General features: G+C 34.0%; 23 protein-coding genes. 8 read left to right on the top strand and 15 right to left on the bottom strand.

Annotated elements, in window-relative coordinates:
- Nucleotides 1–278: 278 nt before the first annotated feature.
- The 3 genes from VF06_RS37100 to VF06_RS37090 all read right to left on the bottom strand — a co-directional run bounded on the left by VF06_RS37100 (nt 279) and on the right by VF06_RS37090 (nt 6,332).
- A complete protein-coding gene (locus tag VF06_RS37100; protein WP_099072056.1) occupies nt 279–587 on the bottom strand; it encodes a hypothetical protein in 309 nt (102 codons plus the stop codon).
- Nucleotides 588–663: 76 nt separating this feature from the next.
- Nucleotides 664–5,730 (bottom strand): plasmid replication protein, CyRepA1 family, encoded by a 5,067-nt coding sequence (locus VF06_RS37095; RefSeq protein ID WP_099076624.1) that lies wholly within the window; start codon nt 5,728–5,730, stop codon nt 664–666.
- Nucleotides 5,731–5,849: 119 nt separating this feature from the next.
- Nucleotides 5,850–6,332: a hypothetical protein gene (locus VF06_RS37090; RefSeq protein WP_099076519.1), complete on the bottom strand. Its 483-nt coding sequence runs from the start codon at nt 6,330–6,332 to the stop codon at nt 5,850–5,852.
- Between the two features lie 196 nt (nt 6,333–6,528).
- Between VF06_RS37090 and VF06_RS37085 the strand changes: the two genes are divergently transcribed.
- Complete coding sequence (locus VF06_RS37085; RefSeq protein ID WP_143861880.1) at nt 6,529–6,717, top strand: hypothetical protein; 189 nt, start codon at nt 6,529–6,531, stop codon at nt 6,715–6,717.
- A gap of 5 nt (nt 6,718–6,722) precedes the next feature.
- Nucleotides 6,723–6,956 carry a hypothetical protein gene (locus tag VF06_RS37080; RefSeq protein WP_099084306.1) on the top strand — a complete coding sequence of 78 codons (234 nt, stop codon included), beginning with the start codon at nt 6,723–6,725 and terminating at the stop codon, nt 6,954–6,956.
- A gap of 593 nt (nt 6,957–7,549) precedes the next feature.
- Here the strand turns inward: VF06_RS37080 and VF06_RS37075 are convergent.
- A complete protein-coding gene (locus VF06_RS37075) occupies nt 7,550–8,296 on the bottom strand; it encodes a hypothetical protein (RefSeq protein WP_099072052.1) in 747 nt (248 codons plus the stop codon).
- 99 nt (nt 8,297–8,395) lie between these two features.
- Nucleotides 8,396–8,593 (bottom strand): hypothetical protein, encoded by a 198-nt coding sequence (locus VF06_RS37070; RefSeq protein WP_099072051.1) that lies wholly within the window; start codon nt 8,591–8,593, stop codon nt 8,396–8,398.
- A gap of 57 nt (nt 8,594–8,650) precedes the next feature.
- Between VF06_RS37070 and VF06_RS37065 the strand changes: the two genes are divergently transcribed.
- Nucleotides 8,651–9,121: a hypothetical protein gene (locus tag VF06_RS37065; RefSeq protein WP_143861879.1), complete on the top strand. Its 471-nt coding sequence runs from the start codon at nt 8,651–8,653 to the stop codon at nt 9,119–9,121.
- Nucleotides 9,122–9,182: 61 nt separating this feature from the next.
- Here VF06_RS37065 and VF06_RS37060 read toward each other — a convergent pair whose 3' ends face one another.
- From VF06_RS37060 to VF06_RS37025, 7 genes are all read right to left on the bottom strand, one after another.
- Nucleotides 9,183–11,168 carry a hypothetical protein gene (locus VF06_RS37060; RefSeq protein WP_099072049.1) on the bottom strand — a complete coding sequence of 662 codons (1,986 nt, stop codon included), beginning with the start codon at nt 11,166–11,168 and terminating at the stop codon, nt 9,183–9,185.
- Between the two features lie 334 nt (nt 11,169–11,502).
- Entirely contained in the window at nt 11,503–12,642 is a 1,140-nt protein-coding gene (locus VF06_RS37050; protein WP_099072047.1) for an ATP-binding protein, read from the bottom strand.
- Nucleotides 12,629–12,904: a hypothetical protein gene (locus VF06_RS37045; RefSeq protein WP_099072046.1), complete on the bottom strand. Its 276-nt coding sequence runs from the start codon at nt 12,902–12,904 to the stop codon at nt 12,629–12,631. The genes VF06_RS37050 and VF06_RS37045 overlap by 14 nt, the downstream gene beginning before the upstream one ends.
- Nucleotides 12,901–13,335, bottom strand: a complete 435-nt coding sequence (locus tag VF06_RS37040; protein WP_099072045.1) for a hypothetical protein — start codon at nt 13,333–13,335, stop codon at nt 12,901–12,903. Before VF06_RS37040 ends, VF06_RS37045 begins: the two co-directional genes overlap by 4 nt.
- A complete protein-coding gene (locus VF06_RS37035; RefSeq protein ID WP_099072044.1) occupies nt 13,325–13,579 on the bottom strand; it encodes a hypothetical protein in 255 nt (84 codons plus the stop codon). Before VF06_RS37035 ends, VF06_RS37040 begins: the two co-directional genes overlap by 11 nt.
- Nucleotides 13,580–13,689: 110 nt before the next feature.
- Nucleotides 13,690–14,271, bottom strand: coding sequence for a hypothetical protein (locus tag VF06_RS37030; protein WP_099072043.1), 582 nt, complete (start codon nt 14,269–14,271; stop codon nt 13,690–13,692).
- Complete coding sequence (locus tag VF06_RS37025) at nt 14,262–14,663, bottom strand: hypothetical protein (RefSeq protein WP_099072042.1); 402 nt, start codon at nt 14,661–14,663, stop codon at nt 14,262–14,264. Before VF06_RS37025 ends, VF06_RS37030 begins: the two co-directional genes overlap by 10 nt.
- Before the next feature lie 131 nt (nt 14,664–14,794).
- On the opposite strand from VF06_RS37025, the gene VF06_RS41790 reads away from it, so the two are divergent.
- Nucleotides 14,795–14,950: a hypothetical protein gene (locus tag VF06_RS41790; RefSeq protein WP_180267609.1), complete on the top strand. Its 156-nt coding sequence runs from the start codon at nt 14,795–14,797 to the stop codon at nt 14,948–14,950.
- Between the two features lie 328 nt (nt 14,951–15,278).
- On the top strand, nt 15,279–15,671 hold the full coding sequence (locus tag VF06_RS37020; RefSeq protein ID WP_099072041.1) for a hypothetical protein: 393 nt from the start codon (nt 15,279–15,281) through the stop codon (nt 15,669–15,671).
- Nucleotides 15,672–15,674: 3 nt separating this feature from the next.
- On the opposite strand, the gene VF06_RS37015 is transcribed toward VF06_RS37020, so the two are convergent.
- The 3 genes from VF06_RS37015 to VF06_RS41785 form a co-directional block, all read right to left on the bottom strand.
- Nucleotides 15,675–15,854 (bottom strand): hypothetical protein, encoded by a 180-nt coding sequence (locus VF06_RS37015; RefSeq protein WP_099072040.1) that lies wholly within the window; start codon nt 15,852–15,854, stop codon nt 15,675–15,677.
- An 11-nt stretch (nt 15,855–15,865) separates the two neighbouring features.
- On the bottom strand, nt 15,866–16,066 hold the full coding sequence (locus VF06_RS37010) for a hypothetical protein (protein WP_099072039.1): 201 nt from the start codon (nt 16,064–16,066) through the stop codon (nt 15,866–15,868).
- Between the two features lie 68 nt (nt 16,067–16,134).
- Nucleotides 16,135–16,302: a hypothetical protein gene (locus VF06_RS41785; RefSeq protein ID WP_180267608.1), complete on the bottom strand. Its 168-nt coding sequence runs from the start codon at nt 16,300–16,302 to the stop codon at nt 16,135–16,137.
- Between the two features lie 227 nt (nt 16,303–16,529).
- On the opposite strand from VF06_RS41785, the gene VF06_RS37005 reads away from it, so the two are divergent.
- Genes VF06_RS37005 through VF06_RS36995 form a run of 3 tightly spaced genes read left to right on the top strand, consistent with a single transcriptional unit; the run spans nt 16,530 to nt 18,918 of the window.
- Nucleotides 16,530–17,927, top strand: a complete 1,398-nt coding sequence (locus VF06_RS37005) for a protelomerase family protein (RefSeq protein WP_099072038.1) — start codon at nt 16,530–16,532, stop codon at nt 17,925–17,927.
- Nucleotides 17,928–17,974: 47 nt separating this feature from the next.
- Nucleotides 17,975–18,574: a COG3415 family protein gene (locus VF06_RS37000; protein ID WP_180267607.1), complete on the top strand. Its 600-nt coding sequence runs from the start codon at nt 17,975–17,977 to the stop codon at nt 18,572–18,574.
- A 2-nt stretch (nt 18,575–18,576) separates the two neighbouring features.
- The gene (locus VF06_RS36995; RefSeq protein ID WP_099072036.1) at nt 18,577–18,918 is read left to right on the top strand and encodes a hypothetical protein; all 342 of its coding nucleotides are present in this window, start codon (nt 18,577–18,579) and stop codon (nt 18,916–18,918) included.
- The last annotated feature ends 256 nt before the right edge of the window (nt 18,919–19,174 follow it).

The raw sequence follows: 19,174 nt of genomic DNA, 5'->3' as shown, positions 1-19,174 counted from the left end.
GATTTTCATCCTTAACCCAACCTTGACTACTGTTTTTTCGCTACTTACTGCGATCGCTCATCTCTGTCCACACTCCTCACCACTGCCACCACTGCCACCACTGCCACCACTGCCACAACACCCATAAACTTATCTCAACCCCATTCCTGACATTCCTAGACACCGCTAATACCCTCCAATGAGCGATCGCCCCTAAACTCATCCAACGACGGCTTACGGGCGATTCTGCTTTGCTATGGGGATATGGGCGGGACTGGCTTAGACTTGATTTGGTGGGATTAAATATATTTAATCATTTGGTTTTGAATATCAATAATAAATTTTTGGTCTTCTTTCAAATCATAATTCAGCATAAAAGGTTGTTGGTTAGATCCGTTGATAAATAATCTAGGTAAGTGTGGAGACACTTTAACTTTTTTCAAATATGACATATCTGTATGATTATCATCAGGTAACCAATTACTTATAACTAAACAGTGAATTAAATTTTCACTTGTATTTATCATTGCCAAAATGCAATAATAAATCTCACCTAATATATTTTTATATGCTCTTGTCGCTATTACTGGAACTTCTAAATCTTTCATATTATTTTACTAGATTGATTTGGTGTAAAGAGTAATAATTATTCATTTATTACTCTTTCATTATACTTGTGTTTAGTTATTTTTCACTCCAATTACGCACAACTAATTTAGTCCAATTTGTTTCACGACCATCTGAGACTTTTTTAAGTGTTTGAGCAAAACAATCACCGATAATATTGTTCACGCTTGTTGCAACTTCTTTAACAAAAGTAGTATTACATTCTACATTAATTTCATCATGGACATAGTTAATAGCCTTTAAACCCCATTCTGGGTTAGCTTCGCCTAGTTCTATGATTTTAATCAACGCTCTTTTTAGTGCTGTTGCTTCAGTACGTGACCATATCGCAGCCAAACACTTTGTATAAGGTAAATCAATACTGCCATCTACAATTTTAACGAGATGAAGTATCTTATTTTGAACTGACTCTATTTTATTGATTGCATAGTAACGACCATCAACATAGAGCAGATTCTTTTTATTACTTAATTCAGCAACTAGTTTCTTTCTGAAATTAACTACTTCTGGGTATAGCTCCTCACAACCTTTGATAGCAGCTTCACAAGCCTCAATTGCTACAACTTCACCTGAATTAGATTTTATTTGTGCTTGGATACGCTTTGCACCAGCACCGTTTAACCAACCATAATAAGTGTTTTTTGCAGCATCTCGGTACATTTTGTAAGGTAGAACTTTTTTGTTTTTAGCAATTTCTTGCCAAGTAACATCATGCCCCAATGCCTTAGCTACATAAACCCCAACTTTTGAATGATTATCAATTGAATCATCATTACAACCAGCGATCGCAGTTTCATCATTTGCGACATCAGCAGCAATACGACCGTGTGAAGCCGCTAAATCAACTATGATAAAGGATCGATTTTCTAATTTATCTACAGTTACCGCAGTCCTTACAGGATGGATATTAAATTGCTCTAATGCTGGATTAGCTTTTGCACTAATAGACTGTAGATTAGGTAAATCTTTAAAAATCTTACTCATTCCACTTGAGAATCTACCTGTACCTGTTAGTGTGTTAAATACAGTTTGAACACGTTCTGTTTTAGCAGCAGACCTTATTAGTGATTCTGTTTGCTGAATAGGGATTTTTATTGATCTTAGTTGACTGAGTAGTTTAATTTCTGGGTATTCTGCTAAATCTGCTAATGCTGTCTTGTTTAAACTGGTGATTTTTAAATTATATTTTTCATTTAAAAATCCTACTAGTTTTTTAGTTTGTGTGTGATTTAATGTAGGCACTAAATCAACCCATTTAGAGAGTAATTCTTTTTGAATTGACACACACCTATCTAGGATTAATTCTGCTTGTGACTTGTCAAATGGTAAACCGTTGTATTCTAATTCAACAGCACACCCGATAATATCGTTTTCAAGTTGCCAAGCTTCTTTTAAACCATCTTGCTCTAATTTACTAAACCCAAATTTACTTGGATTTTCGTAAACATTCTCAAGCTTTTTGTATAGATGGTATGTGATAAAAGGATCGAATAAAGCATATTCGATTTGTTCGGTAGTAAGTTCACTACCCCAATCCGATTTTTGCTCTGTTTTATCGACTGGCAACCCTAAAAACTTTTCACAAAGATTTTGTAGACCATAACCACCTGATAAGACCTTTAACTTACCATAATCACCAAAAAACACCATTGCACCTTTCATAGTGTCAATAATATTTTTAGCTCGTTTAAATCCAAATTTAAACTTTAAAAATCTTAAGTCAAAGTGGATATTTTGACCAATTATCTGAGTTTGATTATCTGTAATTTTTTCACCAAGTAGATTAATAAATTCAGATAAATCACATTCTATTTCTTGACGGTTACTTTCTCTAGATCCAAAATCAAAACAATAAACTTTTTCACCATTACTCAACTGAATTAATCTAATGAATCCTTTGTGTGGGTGTAACCCTTCTTTTTTCTTTGTGTCATTTCCAAAAGTCTCAATATCTAATGAAATTGTTTTCCATTCATTGATTTCAGTAAGAATATTTTGATAATCATTGTCCTTTGGTAAAACTACTCGGTTAATTGGTGTTGGGATTGTAAAGGATTCTTTTCTGTTTAAAATTTGAATCCTATTTGCAGTTTCAACGTGTTCCCAAACTTCCCCAAAGATATTTAACTTACTCAAGTTTTCTAGATATTCTAGGTCTACATCTTTAGTACATTTAGCAATTAACCTTTTAACTTCCCAATCATGCTTTTGCTCTGACCATCTAATAGCGCGATCAGTATCTTTTATTAACCAAGCTTGAAATACTTCATCTCTTCTGTCTTCAAATGGTTTTGTTTGATAGACGTTTTCTCGTTTCCCGTTTAGTGTCTTCTTACTAGATTTAGTCTCAATACCCATAGAACCTAACAATAATCCTATTGGCTTAAAATCAAATTCAGCAGATTTTTTAAATTCAAGCTTTTTATTGAACAGTAAGAAGTAATTATCTTTTTGCTCTAATAAATACTCGAAAACTTCTACACATTTGGGATTATTGACTGATAATTCTTGACCTAATAACTCAAGAATCCCTGACTCACGTATAAACTCACATTGAGCTAATATCTGTTGCTTGTCTATGAAACTATTGCGTAACACAACGCCATCACCATTAGCAGCTTGAATACTACCACCTAGTAACTGTAATTGAGTTGTTACCTCATACCCAACTGTAGAGACATACAGTAGTCGTAATTGCTCGTAGTAACCTTCTGAATCTTTTTGAATTAATTCAGCAGTGACGGGGAGTACTTGACCATATCTGTTGAATAAGATTTTAGCTTCTAAAGATAACCGCTCCTCTTGTGTGAGTGCTTGCTTATCTTTGAGTAGCTTAAACTCATCATCAGATATTAGTTTTTGGGATTCTAATTTTCTGTACAACTCCTCTGTTGATGTTTCTTTCAACTCTTCTACTAAATCTTCTATCTCATCACAAGTAATAGAAGATTCAAAATGATCGGTTGCTAGGTCTAAATCAATAACTGTTACGTTTTCTCGTTTAAGACCATTAACAACATACTTTTTATAATCCCAGTATTCTTTATTAGCTTGAGCAACTAAATTATTAAAGTAGGTGCTTGCTTTCTCGCAGTGCTTTAAATCTGGGTACTCTGTTAGCCATTCCTCATCATGAGAATTTAATAACTCTTTTGAGAAGTCAAAAATTTCTTGACTTTTATTTTCTACACTTTTTTCAGTTGTACCCAAATTCAAAAATGGACTGTCTGAATTTCTATCAGAAACAAAGATTAGTCTATCAGTAGATTGATCTCTATCTCTCATCAAGAATTGGCGAACTTCATCTGACGACAATTTCCCAAAGAAGATACCACAATCTAGATCAAGTTTATTTTGAGTTTCGATTGATAATCCTGTACCTGCTGATGGCGACAATAAAGAAACTTGGTGAGCGTCAATCGCTTCACTAATTGTTATTTGTCCCTTTTTAACTTTGTAAGCGATATGGTTAGGGTCAATTGATGTTTTTGAATCATATACAAAAACATCAGATACACCAGCATTAATAAATAGTTTTTCAATGTTTGATGTACCCCATTTAGATGTCTCTTTTTGCCCTGTGAGCATCATCATTACACGATCGCCTTTCATAGCTTTAGATAAGGCAACAGCAACTACATCAGAAGGTGATTTCTTTAAAATCTTACCGTTTTTTGAGTAGGTTTTATAACCGTCTGAAACGTAACAGTTATAAGATTTTTCAGCGTATTCATTGAAGATGATGTAAGGTTCAATATCACCACCTAGAAGACCGATAAAGAATTTAATAACATCTTCATCAGCATCAGCATCAGCTATTACAAATTGACCTTTAGACTCGACAACTACTTTAGCTAACTCTCTTAACTTCCTAAAGATTCTTTCTCTTTTGCTAGAACAAGTAGACGATGTTAACAAGTGCTTTATTACCTGTACAACTTCATCAATTAATATCAATCCCCCTTTAAATTTATTGACATCTATTTTCCAAAGTGAATCGATAACTAATGAGATAAAGTCTTTTTTAGTAATCTCACCTTCAATATCTTGAATGTATTCAAGTCCTAATCTAGATGATAATGATTCAGCTAATGATTGTCGGTGTACGCAACTTAGAACAGGTTGTTTATCGTTTTTAGCTTCTTTTGTCCATTGTTCAAATAACCAAGTTTTGCCAGTGCCTTTACCACCTACAACAACAACTAAGGGTGAATCTTTAGGGCGGTCAAAGTACTGGAATTTGGGAGAATTAAACACTTGATTTGGCGTAAATCCTATAGTTTGCTTAGAGCTATCAACCCAATCAAACCAGCTAACAGCATTTTTAAAAACTTGAAGAAGTTTTTCTTTCCCTTGATTAACTAGCAGATCATCCACACCTTTATCAAATCCGTACCACTGGCAAATCTTTAACTGTGCTTTTGGTGCTTCAAGTAACCTATAATCCTTATCTCTGGTGATTCTTGAGATTACACCCTTGGTCGTTCGGGCGATCGCTTCTCTAGCAGATTTCTTTAAATCATTATCTAGAGCTAAATAAATTGTGCGATCTGGGTGTAGGAATTCAGCAAAACGTACATCACCATCTTTAATGAATGATGTTGTGTGACCTGGGGTGTAGAGTGCAGGGATAAGCAAGGCAGAGATAATAGCACCCGCTTTCTTACATGATTCAGTGTGAACTACGGGTACTTGTGGATTAGCCTTGATCCATTCCCAACCATTGCACCCAACTGGGAATTCTAGACCGTGCTTTACTGCGATCGCTTGCCAGATTTCAGTAGGTAACTCTAGTAAGCCTAGTTCTATTTCTTTCCCTACCGGATTTTCATATTTAACAGGTTTGCGCTTGATTAATCTAGGTGTATCAGGCTTGAACACCTTACCGCACACCCAACCACCTTTTAGAACACATCCGAAATTACGGTGTAAGTGCCATTTATTAAGGTTTTGGAGATTTAGAAACTCTACAACATCATCACCTGAGATTGATTTAACATTTAATTCTGAAATACTTCTTAGTACTCCAGAATTATCCCATTCTTGTAAGTGCTGTTCATGGGATAATAAATTATGTGTTACAATTGAGTTAACTTTAAGGTTGGTTTTTATTTTAATTGACATATAATTAATGTTTGAGATGCACCGAGCAAGCCCTTAACTCTAGCTACTCGGTGCGTTTACTTTTTAGGTTGAGGTAAGCGGTAACTTACCTCTTTTCTTTTTGGTGTAAGTACTTCAGATTATTTGGAAGTACCAACCGTCAAGGATTTAGATGGTTGCTCTTTAACTAGTCTGATATTTTTTAAATCAATATCAGATAAACTTGGTTTCAATTTATTGGGAATAACTTTAAACTCAAATTTTTGTCCGATTAAAGTTTCTAAATCCAGTTCAATTTCATCATTACTATCGAGTTGTTTGACAGAAATTAAACCTAAAGATAGTAACAATTGAGTGAGTTTGTTGTACTCAGGAGTAGAGCTTACAACACCATCGGAATCGACTGGATAATATGTTTTTTCGGCGTTGACATTTAAACCAGTCCATAAATATTTATCAGATTCCCCTTTAGTCGTGGGAACTTTAAAAATGAACTGTAACTGACTACGCTCTCTACCTTGTTCGTCTTGGGTGTCCTGGACTTCGAGAGTTGCTAAGGTAGCAGAAACAAAACCATTTGCATCAGTAATCAGTTTGCCAGCGCGAGAAATTGAGATTGCCATGTGGTTTAATTGGGGTAGTTTGTAATGTGTGTGTGGGTGTCGTTTCATCCACATTTTTAATGTATCCCGTTAGAATCACAAATGTCTGTTTACTCTGTGCCAGTTTCTAAAAGTGTCACAAAAGTGATACACTTGACTCACATCATTGAAAACTGTAAAATTGATGTATCCCTTACTAGAAAAGGAATATAGCAACATGGCACTGATAAAAGATAAACAAATTTCAATGAGATTCAATAGCGAAGTGCTTGAGAAGATAAAAGAAGCGGCCAGTGCGGAACATCTTTCTGTACCGGACTACCTAACAAAGTTATTTTTAGAAAGAGATAAATTTGAGAATAGGCTAGAAGCTTTAGAAAGAGTGGTGTTTCAAAAATCGGCTTAATCCTCATGCCCCAACAATTCAGCATCTACAGAATCCCTGCGATCGCCTTCCCGGTCGGGGGATTTTTGATTAGTGGCAGTGGGAAAGTAACCAAATGTCACCCCATTTTCAACAATGATTTTGAGTACAATCGCTTACTGTTTTTGAGACTGACACCGGATGACATAGCACTTTTAGCGATATTGACACCGGATGACATAGCAATAGAAGTTAATTTTGCACTTAATGAAATCATTTAAAACTCTTACTATATAAAGCTTTGAGCGATTCTACCTTTATTGACTGAAAATTTCAGTGAATGCAATTTGCAGTCAGAGCGTAAGTTTTTCGCTTTGTTTTGGGGCGATCGCGCTGATTGTAATTTCTTCCCCCATGAATGAAACGCACCACATGATGAGCAATTGATTCTGGTGTGATGTTGCCCACTTCCTTTAAGCACTCTCCCTACATCGCAACCGCACTTCTGGCATGGCTTGATCAAGGATATAGATGTGAAAATTCCTGATTGAGGGAATAAAGATAATTGAGTTCCTTGCATAGTCTAAAATTAGGGTAGAGTTTTTAAAAATTGGACTACCTCACAGCTTTGTAAGAGTTGTGGGGTTATTTTTTGACTTGAAACATTAACTATAAGCACACCAGCTATTACCTTTCTTGAGCCTTTACAAGTTTGTTTCCTGCTTATCAGGATTTAGCTTTTGGCTACTTGTCCCAATGGCATATTTTTCAAATCTATTTACTATTATCGAGAGATTTGTACGGATATGAAAAAACGCTCCAAAAGTCTTGGAACGCTCATCATATATACTTTGTAGAACCGATGTATTTTAGATTACCTTTTTAACAAATAGTTTTTAGAATGGTTTCGACTACCTTCTAAGGGTGATTTAGTCCAAACACCTTTATCATCAATACCCAATTGCACAGTGATATAGTTTTTCTCTATTTCAGCGATCGCATTTCTGTAAGAATTTATAAAAGGTGTCCAATATTTTTTATCGAAGTTTGGTTTTATTCCTGCTAGCTTTTGACTTAATTCAATTAATAAGTAAAGCGATTCACAATTCTCAAATTTTAAGTATGGATTATACACATTAAAAATATTAGTATCGAAAATACTTTCAATATCTTTTAATTGTTTTAATCTATCTTTTTTTATTTGTAAATAATCTAATTTAGGTTTAGATTTGATTTCAGGATTTAAACAGTCTGATATTTCAATATAAATTAAATCACGTAAGCAAGCGCCAAACCATTCTATACCATTATTTTGATATGAATTAAATCTGCTTTTTGGAGCTATAAAGAAACATTCTTTACATAATTCATAAAGTGAAGAAATAAACAAACCTAACACTTTAGTGTCTTTATAAAGTTTTTGATTTTCAATAGGTGGTTTATTACCCCACTTATCACGCATAAAATGATTAATACCATGCTCATAAATTTTAAAAATAGATTTAGTTACAAATTCATTAATGATTCTTTCCTCACTATTATTAAAAGTTATAGTTATAGGTTTAATTTTTAATCCTTTGATTGTTAAAGCTATTTCTTCTGTGATTTGTGTATCAATCATATATTTTGCTATAATTAAAACGTTTCATAACTACTTTAAAACTAAAAATCGCACTTGTATTATTCGGCAGGTGCGATTTTTAGTTTAAATTTTTAAAACTTAAAACTGAAAGTAATCATCCAAACTTACTGGTTTTGGATCTTCGATAGGTGCGATCGCTTCTGAAATTTTTTCGACTGAACTATCTAAATCAGATAATTTTAATCCTCCAAAGAATCTTTTAGTTGCTCCATCTTCCCATATTTCATGAAATATTTTTAACTCTTCATCTGATAATTCAAAAGTAATTGTATTCATAATTTTCTTTTCAATACATTTAAATTAATGCTAGCATAGATATTGTAATAAGAGTGTATGAAAAATAATTCTATGACGCTTTCTATTGACAAACCAAGGACAAATGAAGTTACTTTTGAAGATTATTTTAAGGCTTATATTGAGCAAGAGCAAGCTAATAATAGAATGCTTGAAGAGTGCATTTTAAAGCAGCAGCATGAATTCACTAGTTTATATAATTTCAATCAAAAGCTTGAACAATCACTACTCAATCTACCTGAATTGGTTGTTACCAAAACCCTTCGTAGCAACGCAAAACAACTTGAAGATTTTGAAAATCGTAACACAGAAGCTTTGCGCCAAGTTATCGCTACTTGTAGGGAAATTACGACATCTATCAAAGCAATCCAGGAATCTCACCTTAAATTATCTGATTTAGTTTCAGCGATCGCGCTTAATCAATCTGATAATATTGAATCTTCCAATAAGCGATTAGATTTGATGGAAAAAGCTTTACTCACAATTTTAGATTCAAAACCTAAAAAATAAAAATATCTAATGTGCTATGTGCGTTTATATCCCCTACTCTTTTTGAATAGGGGTTTTTTCTTTAAGCGAACATTCTCGATTGCTTGTAGGATTGGTATTTTATGCTAATCCTATTTATAATTTCATCGGCTAAAATATTTGGATCTTTCACATCTCCATTAATTACTATATCCCCATTCAAAATAATCCCATTATTAGAGTTAGCTAAAAGTTGTTTTTGTTGCTCTCGCGTAAGAATAGCTTCTGAAGAATTAGCAATTACAGGTCTAGATCCGGGTGGTGCTTGTCTATTTTCTCTAATTAGTGCATTTAATAAATCAGTATTCCCTGATGCAAAATTTTGTGTGAAACCTGGATGTGCTTGCACAGCGTTTTCACCTCCAAAACTAGGCAGGCTTGGTAACTTAAAATTACTGATTAAATTTCTGATACTGCTTACAAAATTATTCACCGCACCCACAACAGATTGCCATAAATTAGCGAACGTAGATTTTAAATTCTCCCAATTCGCAACGACTGAAGATGTAAATCCTACAATTGCAGCAGCGATAGCCGCACCCATAGAACCCACACCAGCGATTACAGGAGCTAAGAAAGCAGCAGCAGCAGCAGCAGTACTAGCTAATAATAAAACACTTATTGACTGCCCCATTGCGATCCAATCAAGTGTAGTCAAAAACTTGCCTATCCCTATGAATAGACCTTTACCAATCTCTAAAGCAGCACTCCCAATCTTGCCCCAATCGATATTATTGATATATCGGAATGCTTCATTGAGCATTCTTGCTAGTCCTTCACCAGCGATCGCACCCACAGCAGACCAATTAGTATTAGCAATTTGATCGAAAAAACTATTGGTAAGTGATGCAAGCTTTTTACCTAATCCCTCTATATTAAATACTTGATTGAAGAAATAATTTAAATCATTAGCGAGTTTATTTTCTCGTTCACCCTGCGATCGCTCTATCTCTGATGATTGTCTAAAATTTCTACCTGTTAAATCATCTTGACCAATATTTAAGAAATTGTTCAAAACATCACGCAGATATTTAATCTTTGCATTGACACCTAAGATTACATTTCTTAGTGCCAACATAGGATCGATCGCTTCAAATCCAAAAGCTTTTAGAGTTCCGCCAATAGCATTAAGTAACCCGTTCTCACCTATTAACGCTCCTACACCTTCCTGAATAGCGGATAATGCCGATTGATTGCCCTTAACAGTTAAGTTTAAATCACGCATCCAACCGAATAAACCTGTCTGAGGATCGAAGAGGCTAGAGGTGAAACCCGCCATGATTCCAGATAGCGATTTACTTTGAGCGTCTAAAACCTCTTGAGGTATAGCAGCAGCTTTTTTAAATATTTCTAGTCGTTGCTCTACAGTTAGTTGCTTGACATCTTTACCAAGTTTTTCAATTTCCTGGAATAGTGAATTCCTGAAAGTAGTATTTTTCTGAAAAAAGTCTAACTGTGATAATTCACCTTTTGAAGACGTACCGCCTAAAAACTTACTTAATGCCATTGCTGCATCTGTACTTTTTACATTTGCTGATTGAGCTAGTAAAGTACCAAGTTTCGATACATCCTGTAACTCAGACTGAAGTTTTTTGATGTCAACAGCACCATTAACACCTTTTAAAGCAGGGATGACATCATCAGCGATCGCTTTACCAAAATCAACATAATCAGAAGTCTGGCCAGGAAGTGCAGCAGCAATCACAGACATTTTATTGCTGAATTCATCAATAAACTCTGTAGCTTGAGCATAATTTTGTCCCGTAAGCTTCATTATGTTTCCGGCAACAGAGATATTCTCAGATTGAATCGCTATACTTTTAGATAATCCATCAGAGAGTTTACCAACTAACCCAGTAATTGCAGAAATTCCCGCTTCAATTCCTTTAATCATTAATTGTGAATTAAAAGCAGCAGACTGGAAGGAATTACCTAAATTACCCTCAATAATTTTAGATAAATTATTGAGTTTATTTTCTGCTTGTGTGGCATCACATTCTAAAGTTATTCTGATTACTGATTGTGCCATAAATATAAAAAATATCTGATTAGTACAATTATACCAATCAGATATTTAAAATACTCAATTAATCAATTCAATTCCTCATATTTAGTGTTACTTTTTGCTTTCCGATATATGATTCAAATATTTCAGCATTTCTTTTCGATGAGAATTGATTTAGATTTCGATCTGAGTTTGGTGGATAATCGTTGTGCAGTCTTTCAAGGTTGAATTTGAATCTCTCAAATTCGCTTTTAGTGCCATTCTTTTCGATTAGATCCGATATAATTTGATGCAAATGGTAAAAATCGATATTTTTTGATGTGTATGACAATTCGATGTTTTTCATTGTTTTTATTCCTTAGTAATGTTTTGATTTTGGTTTGTAAAAAGGTAAATCAACTGTTTTCGATTCCCCTTGCTTACCTTTTTTAATTAAAGCTTTACCACTACCTATTTTCTCACCTTTACCGTTCGTCGTTGCCAAGCATTCAATATGTACTGCACTATCTAAAAGTGCTGAAAACCCTTTCAATTTGGAACTAATAGAAGTTTGATTGGGGCTGTGTGCTGTGAGTACAGCAGTAAATCCCCATTTACGAATATTAGTACTCATCTGCTTAAGAAAAGTAGCCCACAATTCAGGATTTACCCCATGTGCCTCATAAGTATTAGCTTCCATTAAAAAGATAGCTACACGACCTTTTAATCCGTGTTCATTTTCTTCAAGATATTCAAGATAATCATCTTCATCAATTCTCAAGTTTCTTGCTTGTTGTTGCCTACGTTCAATTGATTGGGGAAACTTTTCTAAAAATGCGTTAATCTCCTCAATTTTGTGCATGACCGTCACATCATTTGCACCTTGCCTAATAGTCTCAGGATTCAAAATTATTATGTGGTGACCTTGTTCGCGTAATAAGTCAATCAATAATCTTTCAAAAGTCGATTTACCGCTTCCTTGTTCACCTGTAAGAATCTTAAATGGTTCCTTTAAAATAGATTTAATCCATAGGTGATTTTCTTCTAATTGAATTCCTGGTTTAGGTTCCACGGGTTGAGATTCAGGCTCAATAAAATTACTTGTCAAATAATCTTCAACACGTAATTTTCTAGCGAAATGATCTTGAATATTGAATGGTAACCGTTCTACAAAATTAACGATTTTAGTTAAATTGTTTGCTTCAACAGTTAAATCTCCTAGAACAATTTCACCGCTTATTTGCCTCTTAAATGTTTCCTTGTTCACAGATTCAAATGTTTTCAGTAAATTCTGTTCTCTCTCCCAATTTATCGGTACGCCACCTAATAAACCACTGACAAAACCAGACCACAGTAGAAATTGTTTTGTATTTTCATCCGTGTAGTTTTTTAAGACCAAAGGAGAGAGTGAAAGACAAGTAAAGGATGTAAGTAACCCATACTTAAGAGACTTTTTAAACCTCAAAGACTTAGAAGCTTTCGCTAAATCTTCATCAGAAACAATATTATTTTGTACCAAGATATCCTCCTAAAGCGATCGCTAATAAAATACTAATAAGTAAAGAAATGTGCATTGCTAAAAGAGTGAAGAAATTAACTTTATTTTGGTTGTTAATCTCTTTTGAGTAATCTAAGTAACCGCTAATAGCAATGCAGACAATTACAATTAAAGTAAGGGGTGTGGAAGTCCCAATTAAGCTTTTATTGATTTGAGTTAAAAAACCTAAAAGTTGAAATCCTTGAAGACCTACACAAACCCAATAAAGAAAATTAGTTTTCATAAGTGAATTCTACTTTCTGCTGATTGAAATGCCTGTTCGTACCCATTTAAATTCGATTGAATATTGTTTGATTCGATGTCATGGTTGAGAATATTTTTACCATGTTTAGCCATTGTCTCTTTATACTTTTTGGTACGTTGAAAACTTTGTTCAGCATGATTGACACGCACTTGTAAATTAGCTAATGCAGCGTCCTGTTCAGCCAATTTATATTTAGATTCTTCTTGTAATAGAATTGTTTGGGCTTCGATTAAACCAGCGTTTTGAGCGATTCGAGAAACACTTTGCTGTGTAGGTGTATCTGATAATTGAGATGCGCTTGCTATTCTCTCTCGATCACCTCCAAGAAGTTGTCCTGGGTTTCCTCCAGTTGATAATCCTGATTTACCATCACCACTACCAAAAAATTGAGGGAATAAACTACTTAACATTTTGTACCTCTGTTTGATTTACTTGAAATTTGAATTGTGAAATTGAACAACCAAAAACTAAACTAAGAACAACTCCCAATAAAATCGCTTGCCAATTTAAACTAGATAACTTTTTGTTCTCTAATTTTTGCATCGTCACTCGATAATCTAATATCATTTGCAACGATTCGACAGGTAATTCTTGAGCATTGACTTCTAAATCCTTGTGATGAATCCGAATGTTTTTTGAGGTATCCTGAGACATAAAAGCCCCCTAAAATCGATAAAGAGAAAGTTAATAAAATAACTACAAGTTTTGTTGTGAAGTTCTCATCAGAGTAAGGGGAGTGACTATACAGGATACCCCAATTAAATTTACCCTCTCTTTGCTTGTAGAGTTTCTCGAATACTTTCGAGACGATTGGTGTAGGGACTTTTGTAATCTGTAGCTTGTTGCTTGCAACTATTCACAATATCCATTAATTGTTGATTAGTTCTAACCACATTCATGGCATCCTCTTGGTTAGCAGCTTCAATTACATCTTGAATAGAAGAAACTAATTGTAATCTTGTATTGTTTCTTTCATGGTTTCTTCCTGCTAAAAACTCTCTAATTAATTCACGAACACCAATTAAAAATTGGACTGAATCAGAATAGTTTTTAGTGTCAGCATCCAAAATTTGAGTTATTTCTACATCACTTAAAACAACTCCTAATTGTTCGGCTTCAACTCGCACTAAAGATTGTTTTTGAGAATGAGTCAGAGAATTGTTTTCAACTTTCGCTAACTTAGAGTTGTTGAATGAATGATTTGCTAAAACTTTTTTTCCTATCTCTTCCCTATCAAAAGTTTCAAAACTCTCAGCAGCAAAACGAATTTCTTGACTTGTGGCAGAGTAATTTTGTTTTTCCAAATCGTATTTAATTTGTTGGACTTGGTTTTTATCTAATTGCATAATTGTTTACCATTCCTGATTCTATAAATGAGAGCGTGTAAGTAAATTTGATCAACTTCTTGAGAGGTGTACTTTCTTTCTAATTGATATCCTTGCGGGAACCATCTACGAATTGTGCAAGGATGCGGTTTATTTTCTGTTATTTTCAAAACTGCTGAATAGATATTAATTCCCAAAGTATCTGGTGTATTCGTAGTGTTGAAAAAATAATTGAGTACTTGATCTATCGGTAGTCCAAACTTTTTTGATTGTGTTTTTAGATCTGCAAACTTCTTTAAATTTTCCTTGGATAATGTTAGATCAAATGCTTTAATTCTTGCTTTGTCTCTTGCCCAAGTTCTATCGGAAATTTTTCGACCTAAACAACTTTCATAGTATTTTTTAGTGTTCATTTCCTTTTTCTGCTGTTAACAACATACTAGCAGAAAATTTCTGCTTTTGGTGGAAATTGCAGAAGAAGACAGAAAATTTCAGTAATTGGTTAACTTTAGGTAAAATAGTAATCTACGTAAATGAGCTAACTATGAAACCTAAAACACGAAAAATTACATTCTCAGTGACCCAAGAAATTTATGAAAAACTAGTACAAGAAGCTGAAAAAGAAAGCAGAACACTCTCAGGAGAAATCCTATATATAGTCAATCAATTTCTGGCTTCAAAAAATAATGATGCAGAGTAGTGACAGTCACCATGCCATCGTGATTCTGCTGCACACATAAGCAGAAGTATTGATTTTTCGTTCTGCTAGTTGAATGCAGTATTTATACTTTTCTGCTAGCAGAATCCTTACCCAGTAAGACTTTGAGGTGTGCCAAAATTTTTTCTGCCGAACTATTTAAAAACCTATCAAAAATAGTGTTTTTGACTTTTTAAAGGGTCTTTTCTTCCGCTATAAACCTTACTGGGTAAAGGTTTTAAGTGTTTACGCCAAACAAAAAAGTTTGCACCAAGATTGTAAAAAGTATGGATTTTGAGATAGATTGCGAGAATTGATTTTCTCTACACCTATGCATTACCGATTAGTCGCAATTGGCGGGAAGCTTTACCAAGTATTTGCCTACACCTACAAACACGCGATCGCTCAAGCAGTAGGTCAATCTGTGGCAATGGGTGTGACAGTAGATAAAAATACATCAATAGAGTTAATTGCTGTTGATTCTGAATGGCTAGAGCAAGAAAGTTTTGATTTTTGTGGCATTCCACAACGACCTAAGTATTTGCCTTTTTTAGAATCAATCTACCCAAGCCATAAAAATCTAAGCTTGCAAGCGATACTTATGATTTATGAAAGTAATTTTGATATTTATAAAATAAATCAAATCAAAACTGAAGAATTAAAATTTATAGCACATTTAGCTAACTATTTTAAATCCTCAGCTTTAATCGATTTTTGGTTTTAATAACTAGTAACTAAACCAGTTGTCATCATCATCCCTCTCGAAAATCGTACATTCGCCCTCTTCATTCCAGCATTGAATAATATTGATATGATCTTTAGCTTGATAAATTTTCAAAAATTCTTCTAATTCAGAATCTTCTATTGATTTATAAGAATCGCTGAAATTTAAATTGACGTAAATCATTGCTACTACCTCTATTTTTTAAAAACTTTAGCATCTAAATCTAATCCGAATACCGTGATAATTCCTTCTGAATCTGGTAATTTATCACCTAAAGCAAATTCCTTTGCATTTTTAAAGCTGAATTCAAAAGTATCTTCCCACCCACACCCGTCTATTTTTTGCGATCGGTTGTTTTTTCTCAGAGTAAGTAAAAATGAATCTTCAAGTTTCATGATTTAAATTCCTTAAAATAATCTTTGATATTTAGGTGCGGTCAAGAGAGCGATCGCACCTTTTTAACTTAAAACTCAACTGGTTGCAGTTCTGCCAATTTCGCTTTATAGCTTACCCAATACTGTCCAGTGGTAAAGCGTGGCAGTAAACCGATAGCGGCATCGAACTCAGCAGCAAAGCGATCGTTTTGGGGAAGATTGGCGGGGCGGGATTGGAAATTAAATTGAGCTACCATGTCTTTAAATCCTTTTTTGTGTTGTGGGTGTTGGTTTGTCCTTCACCCCATTTCTGTATTTATAGTACCCCACTTCTGTACTATCTGACAAGATAGATCTGATTAGTATATTTAATGGGGTGTATACAGAAATGGGGTTACCCCATAATTAACTCTAATACCCCATTTGTTGCATTTACAGAAATGGGGTGTTATATTAGATTTAACAACACAAAAGGGGAAGAAAAATGGTTGATACAGTAACAGAAAATCGTAAAAAATACGCAACTTATTCTAAAGAAGATTTAGAAAATTTAACTAGTGCTGAATTAAGAAAAATAGCTCCTGAAGTAGGTGTTCAAAAAATCTACAATCCAGCAACTAAATCAGAGCAAAAATCTAGAGCATCTACTAAAGAGTTATTAATTCCGTCCATTTTAGAAGCTTGCGAAACAGAAAGAAAACTTTTACTTTTAGAATCTAATACTGGTAATAAAGAGGAAAATAAAGATATGGTTACAACAAAGGATACTGAAGAAATTTACAGCGATTTTGAAACTGAAATAAATGAAATCGCAACTAAATTTTATGAAGGTATTTTTGATAATGAATCAAAAACTTGGGAGTTTTTAGGTTTAAAACCTTACACAACCAGACTTGTGACAACTCAACAAACGTGTTTACCTGAATTTTTCTCTATTATTCCCGCGTTTCGATCTGAAATTATTTCACGTATTGAGTCAAGATGTGTAGAAGCTAAGCCAAATAATATATCCAATTGGAGAGCGCAAGTTTTAAAAATTATTGAACAAAAAGTAGACGCTGATAATGAAAATTATCCGGATAATATTTTGTCAAAAACGTTTTCTGATTTTAGAAATAGTGTACAAGCCAGTTTCAATGATATTCGGAGAATAAAAGCCGAGAAATCTAACGAAAATTTAAACACTAGATCGAATAATGCAATTAATATCAAAGTCTCAGGTTTAATAAATTGGGCAAAGGGTAGACTTACACACCTACCAGAATCATCTAGCAAGTGGCAGGAAGTAGCGATCGCTCTAATGATTTTGACTGGTAGAAGACAGAGTGAAATTATGAGTAGTGCTAAATTTACTCCAGTTGGTAGTGATAATAAATTAGAATTTTCAGGACAATTGAAAAGACACGCTGAAGATTCTATAGAAGCTTTTGAAATACCTATTTTAGGTAATACTGCTAGTGCTGTATTAGAGGGTATGAAATGGTTAGAGGTGAGAGAGAAACGTGCAATACCAGAAGATGAAAGTTTCACAGCACAACAAAAAGCAGCTAAAAAAGCTCATGATAAATACTCAAGATATTTATCTGAGGTTGCAAAAACAATTTGTGATAAATACATTATTTTAGATTCTGATGCTACATGGCTAAATCCTGAAGCTTCAGGAAAAATGAAAGATCGTCGCACGTGTCATTTATTCCGGCAAATTTATGGACAGTGTGTATACCCTGTATTTTTTGAAAATTCAGGCAGAAAAATAAACCAAGTTTTAACAGATGTGATGGGGCATAGTAATACTGCTTCAAGCCGTCGTCATGCAGCAGAAGCTTACGATGCTGATTGTTTTGTTTTGGATATCGAAAGTGTGAAAACTATTTCTATCTAATAAAAATGATGGGGTTAAATTCCCCATCTAATATTTACCAATTAAAAATGATGAGTGATTTTACTGAAAATGAAATTAAAATAGCCTTACTATTAGCAACTGGTAAAAGTGTTATAGAAGTAGCTGAAATTGTAGGGGTTAATCGCAAAACAATACAACGATTAAAAAAGAAAGATGGATTTGATAAATTAATCATTGATAGTAAAACAGATAAATACAAAGATGTAGAAAATAAATTAGATGTTGAAATTGAAAAACACAAACCAGTGATTATAAAAAATGTGATTGCTGAAATAGTTGAAAAAGAATTAGAAGAATTAAGTAGAGATAAATTAAAAGAAATTTATCTTACAGTATCTAACAATTTAATAAGGATGGGTGAAAAATTAAGAGTGAAACTTGAGGAACATATAGATAATATTGATGAGATTTCACCAAGATTATATGCACAGTACGCAAAGAGTTATCAAGATATAGTCCAAGCACCGATCGCAATTAATAAATTATTATCTAATAATGTAGATGATGAAGAAGTAAGGATAGTAGTTGATTTTAACGACGATACACCCCCATTTTTAGAAGAAGGAAATACCACACCACCAACTACAATAGATATAGAATCACAAGTAAAGGTAGAGGATATTTAAAAATGAGTCAAGATTTAGAAAATCAAGTAGAAGAATTAAGAAGTGAAATTGAAAACTTAAAATTAGAGGAAAAAAGAAAAAGTATTAGAAACGCTTTATATAAAGCAGGTGTGGAAGATGCTCATAAGGGTGTAAAAGGTTTCGAGCAAGATTATGATTTAAAATCTTTAGATTTATCTAATATCAATCAAATTATTGCAAATTGGAAAAATACTAAATTCGGTAGTGTGTTTTTCCCAGAAAAAGAAAAAGAAACGAAGAATGAGACTACAAAAAGAAGGAGAAGTGCGGAAGAAATCAGTAAAGGATTGAAAGAGGGAAGTCTCAAACTGAAGCTGAATTAATCCCGCCCCACACCGCAGGTTACCCCATAGCAAAGCAGAATCGCCCGTAAGCCGTCGTTGGATGAGTTTAGGGGCGATCGCTCATTGGAGGGTATTAGCGGTGTCTAGGAATGTCAGGAATGGGGTTGAGATAAGTTTATGGGTGTTGTGGCAGTGGTGGCAGTGGTGGCAGTGGTGGCAGTGGTGAGGAGTGTGGACAGAGATGAGCGATCGCAGTAAGTAGCGAAAAAACAGTAGTCAAGGTTGGGTTAAGGAT

The organism is Nostoc linckia z4 (genome assembly GCF_002608075.1).
Classification (GTDB): Bacteria; Cyanobacteriota; Cyanobacteriia; order Cyanobacteriales; family Nostocaceae; genus Nostoc; species Nostoc linckia.
The sequence above is the reverse complement of the archived record's forward strand: the minus strand, read 5'-3'. Positions and strand labels throughout refer to the sequence as shown.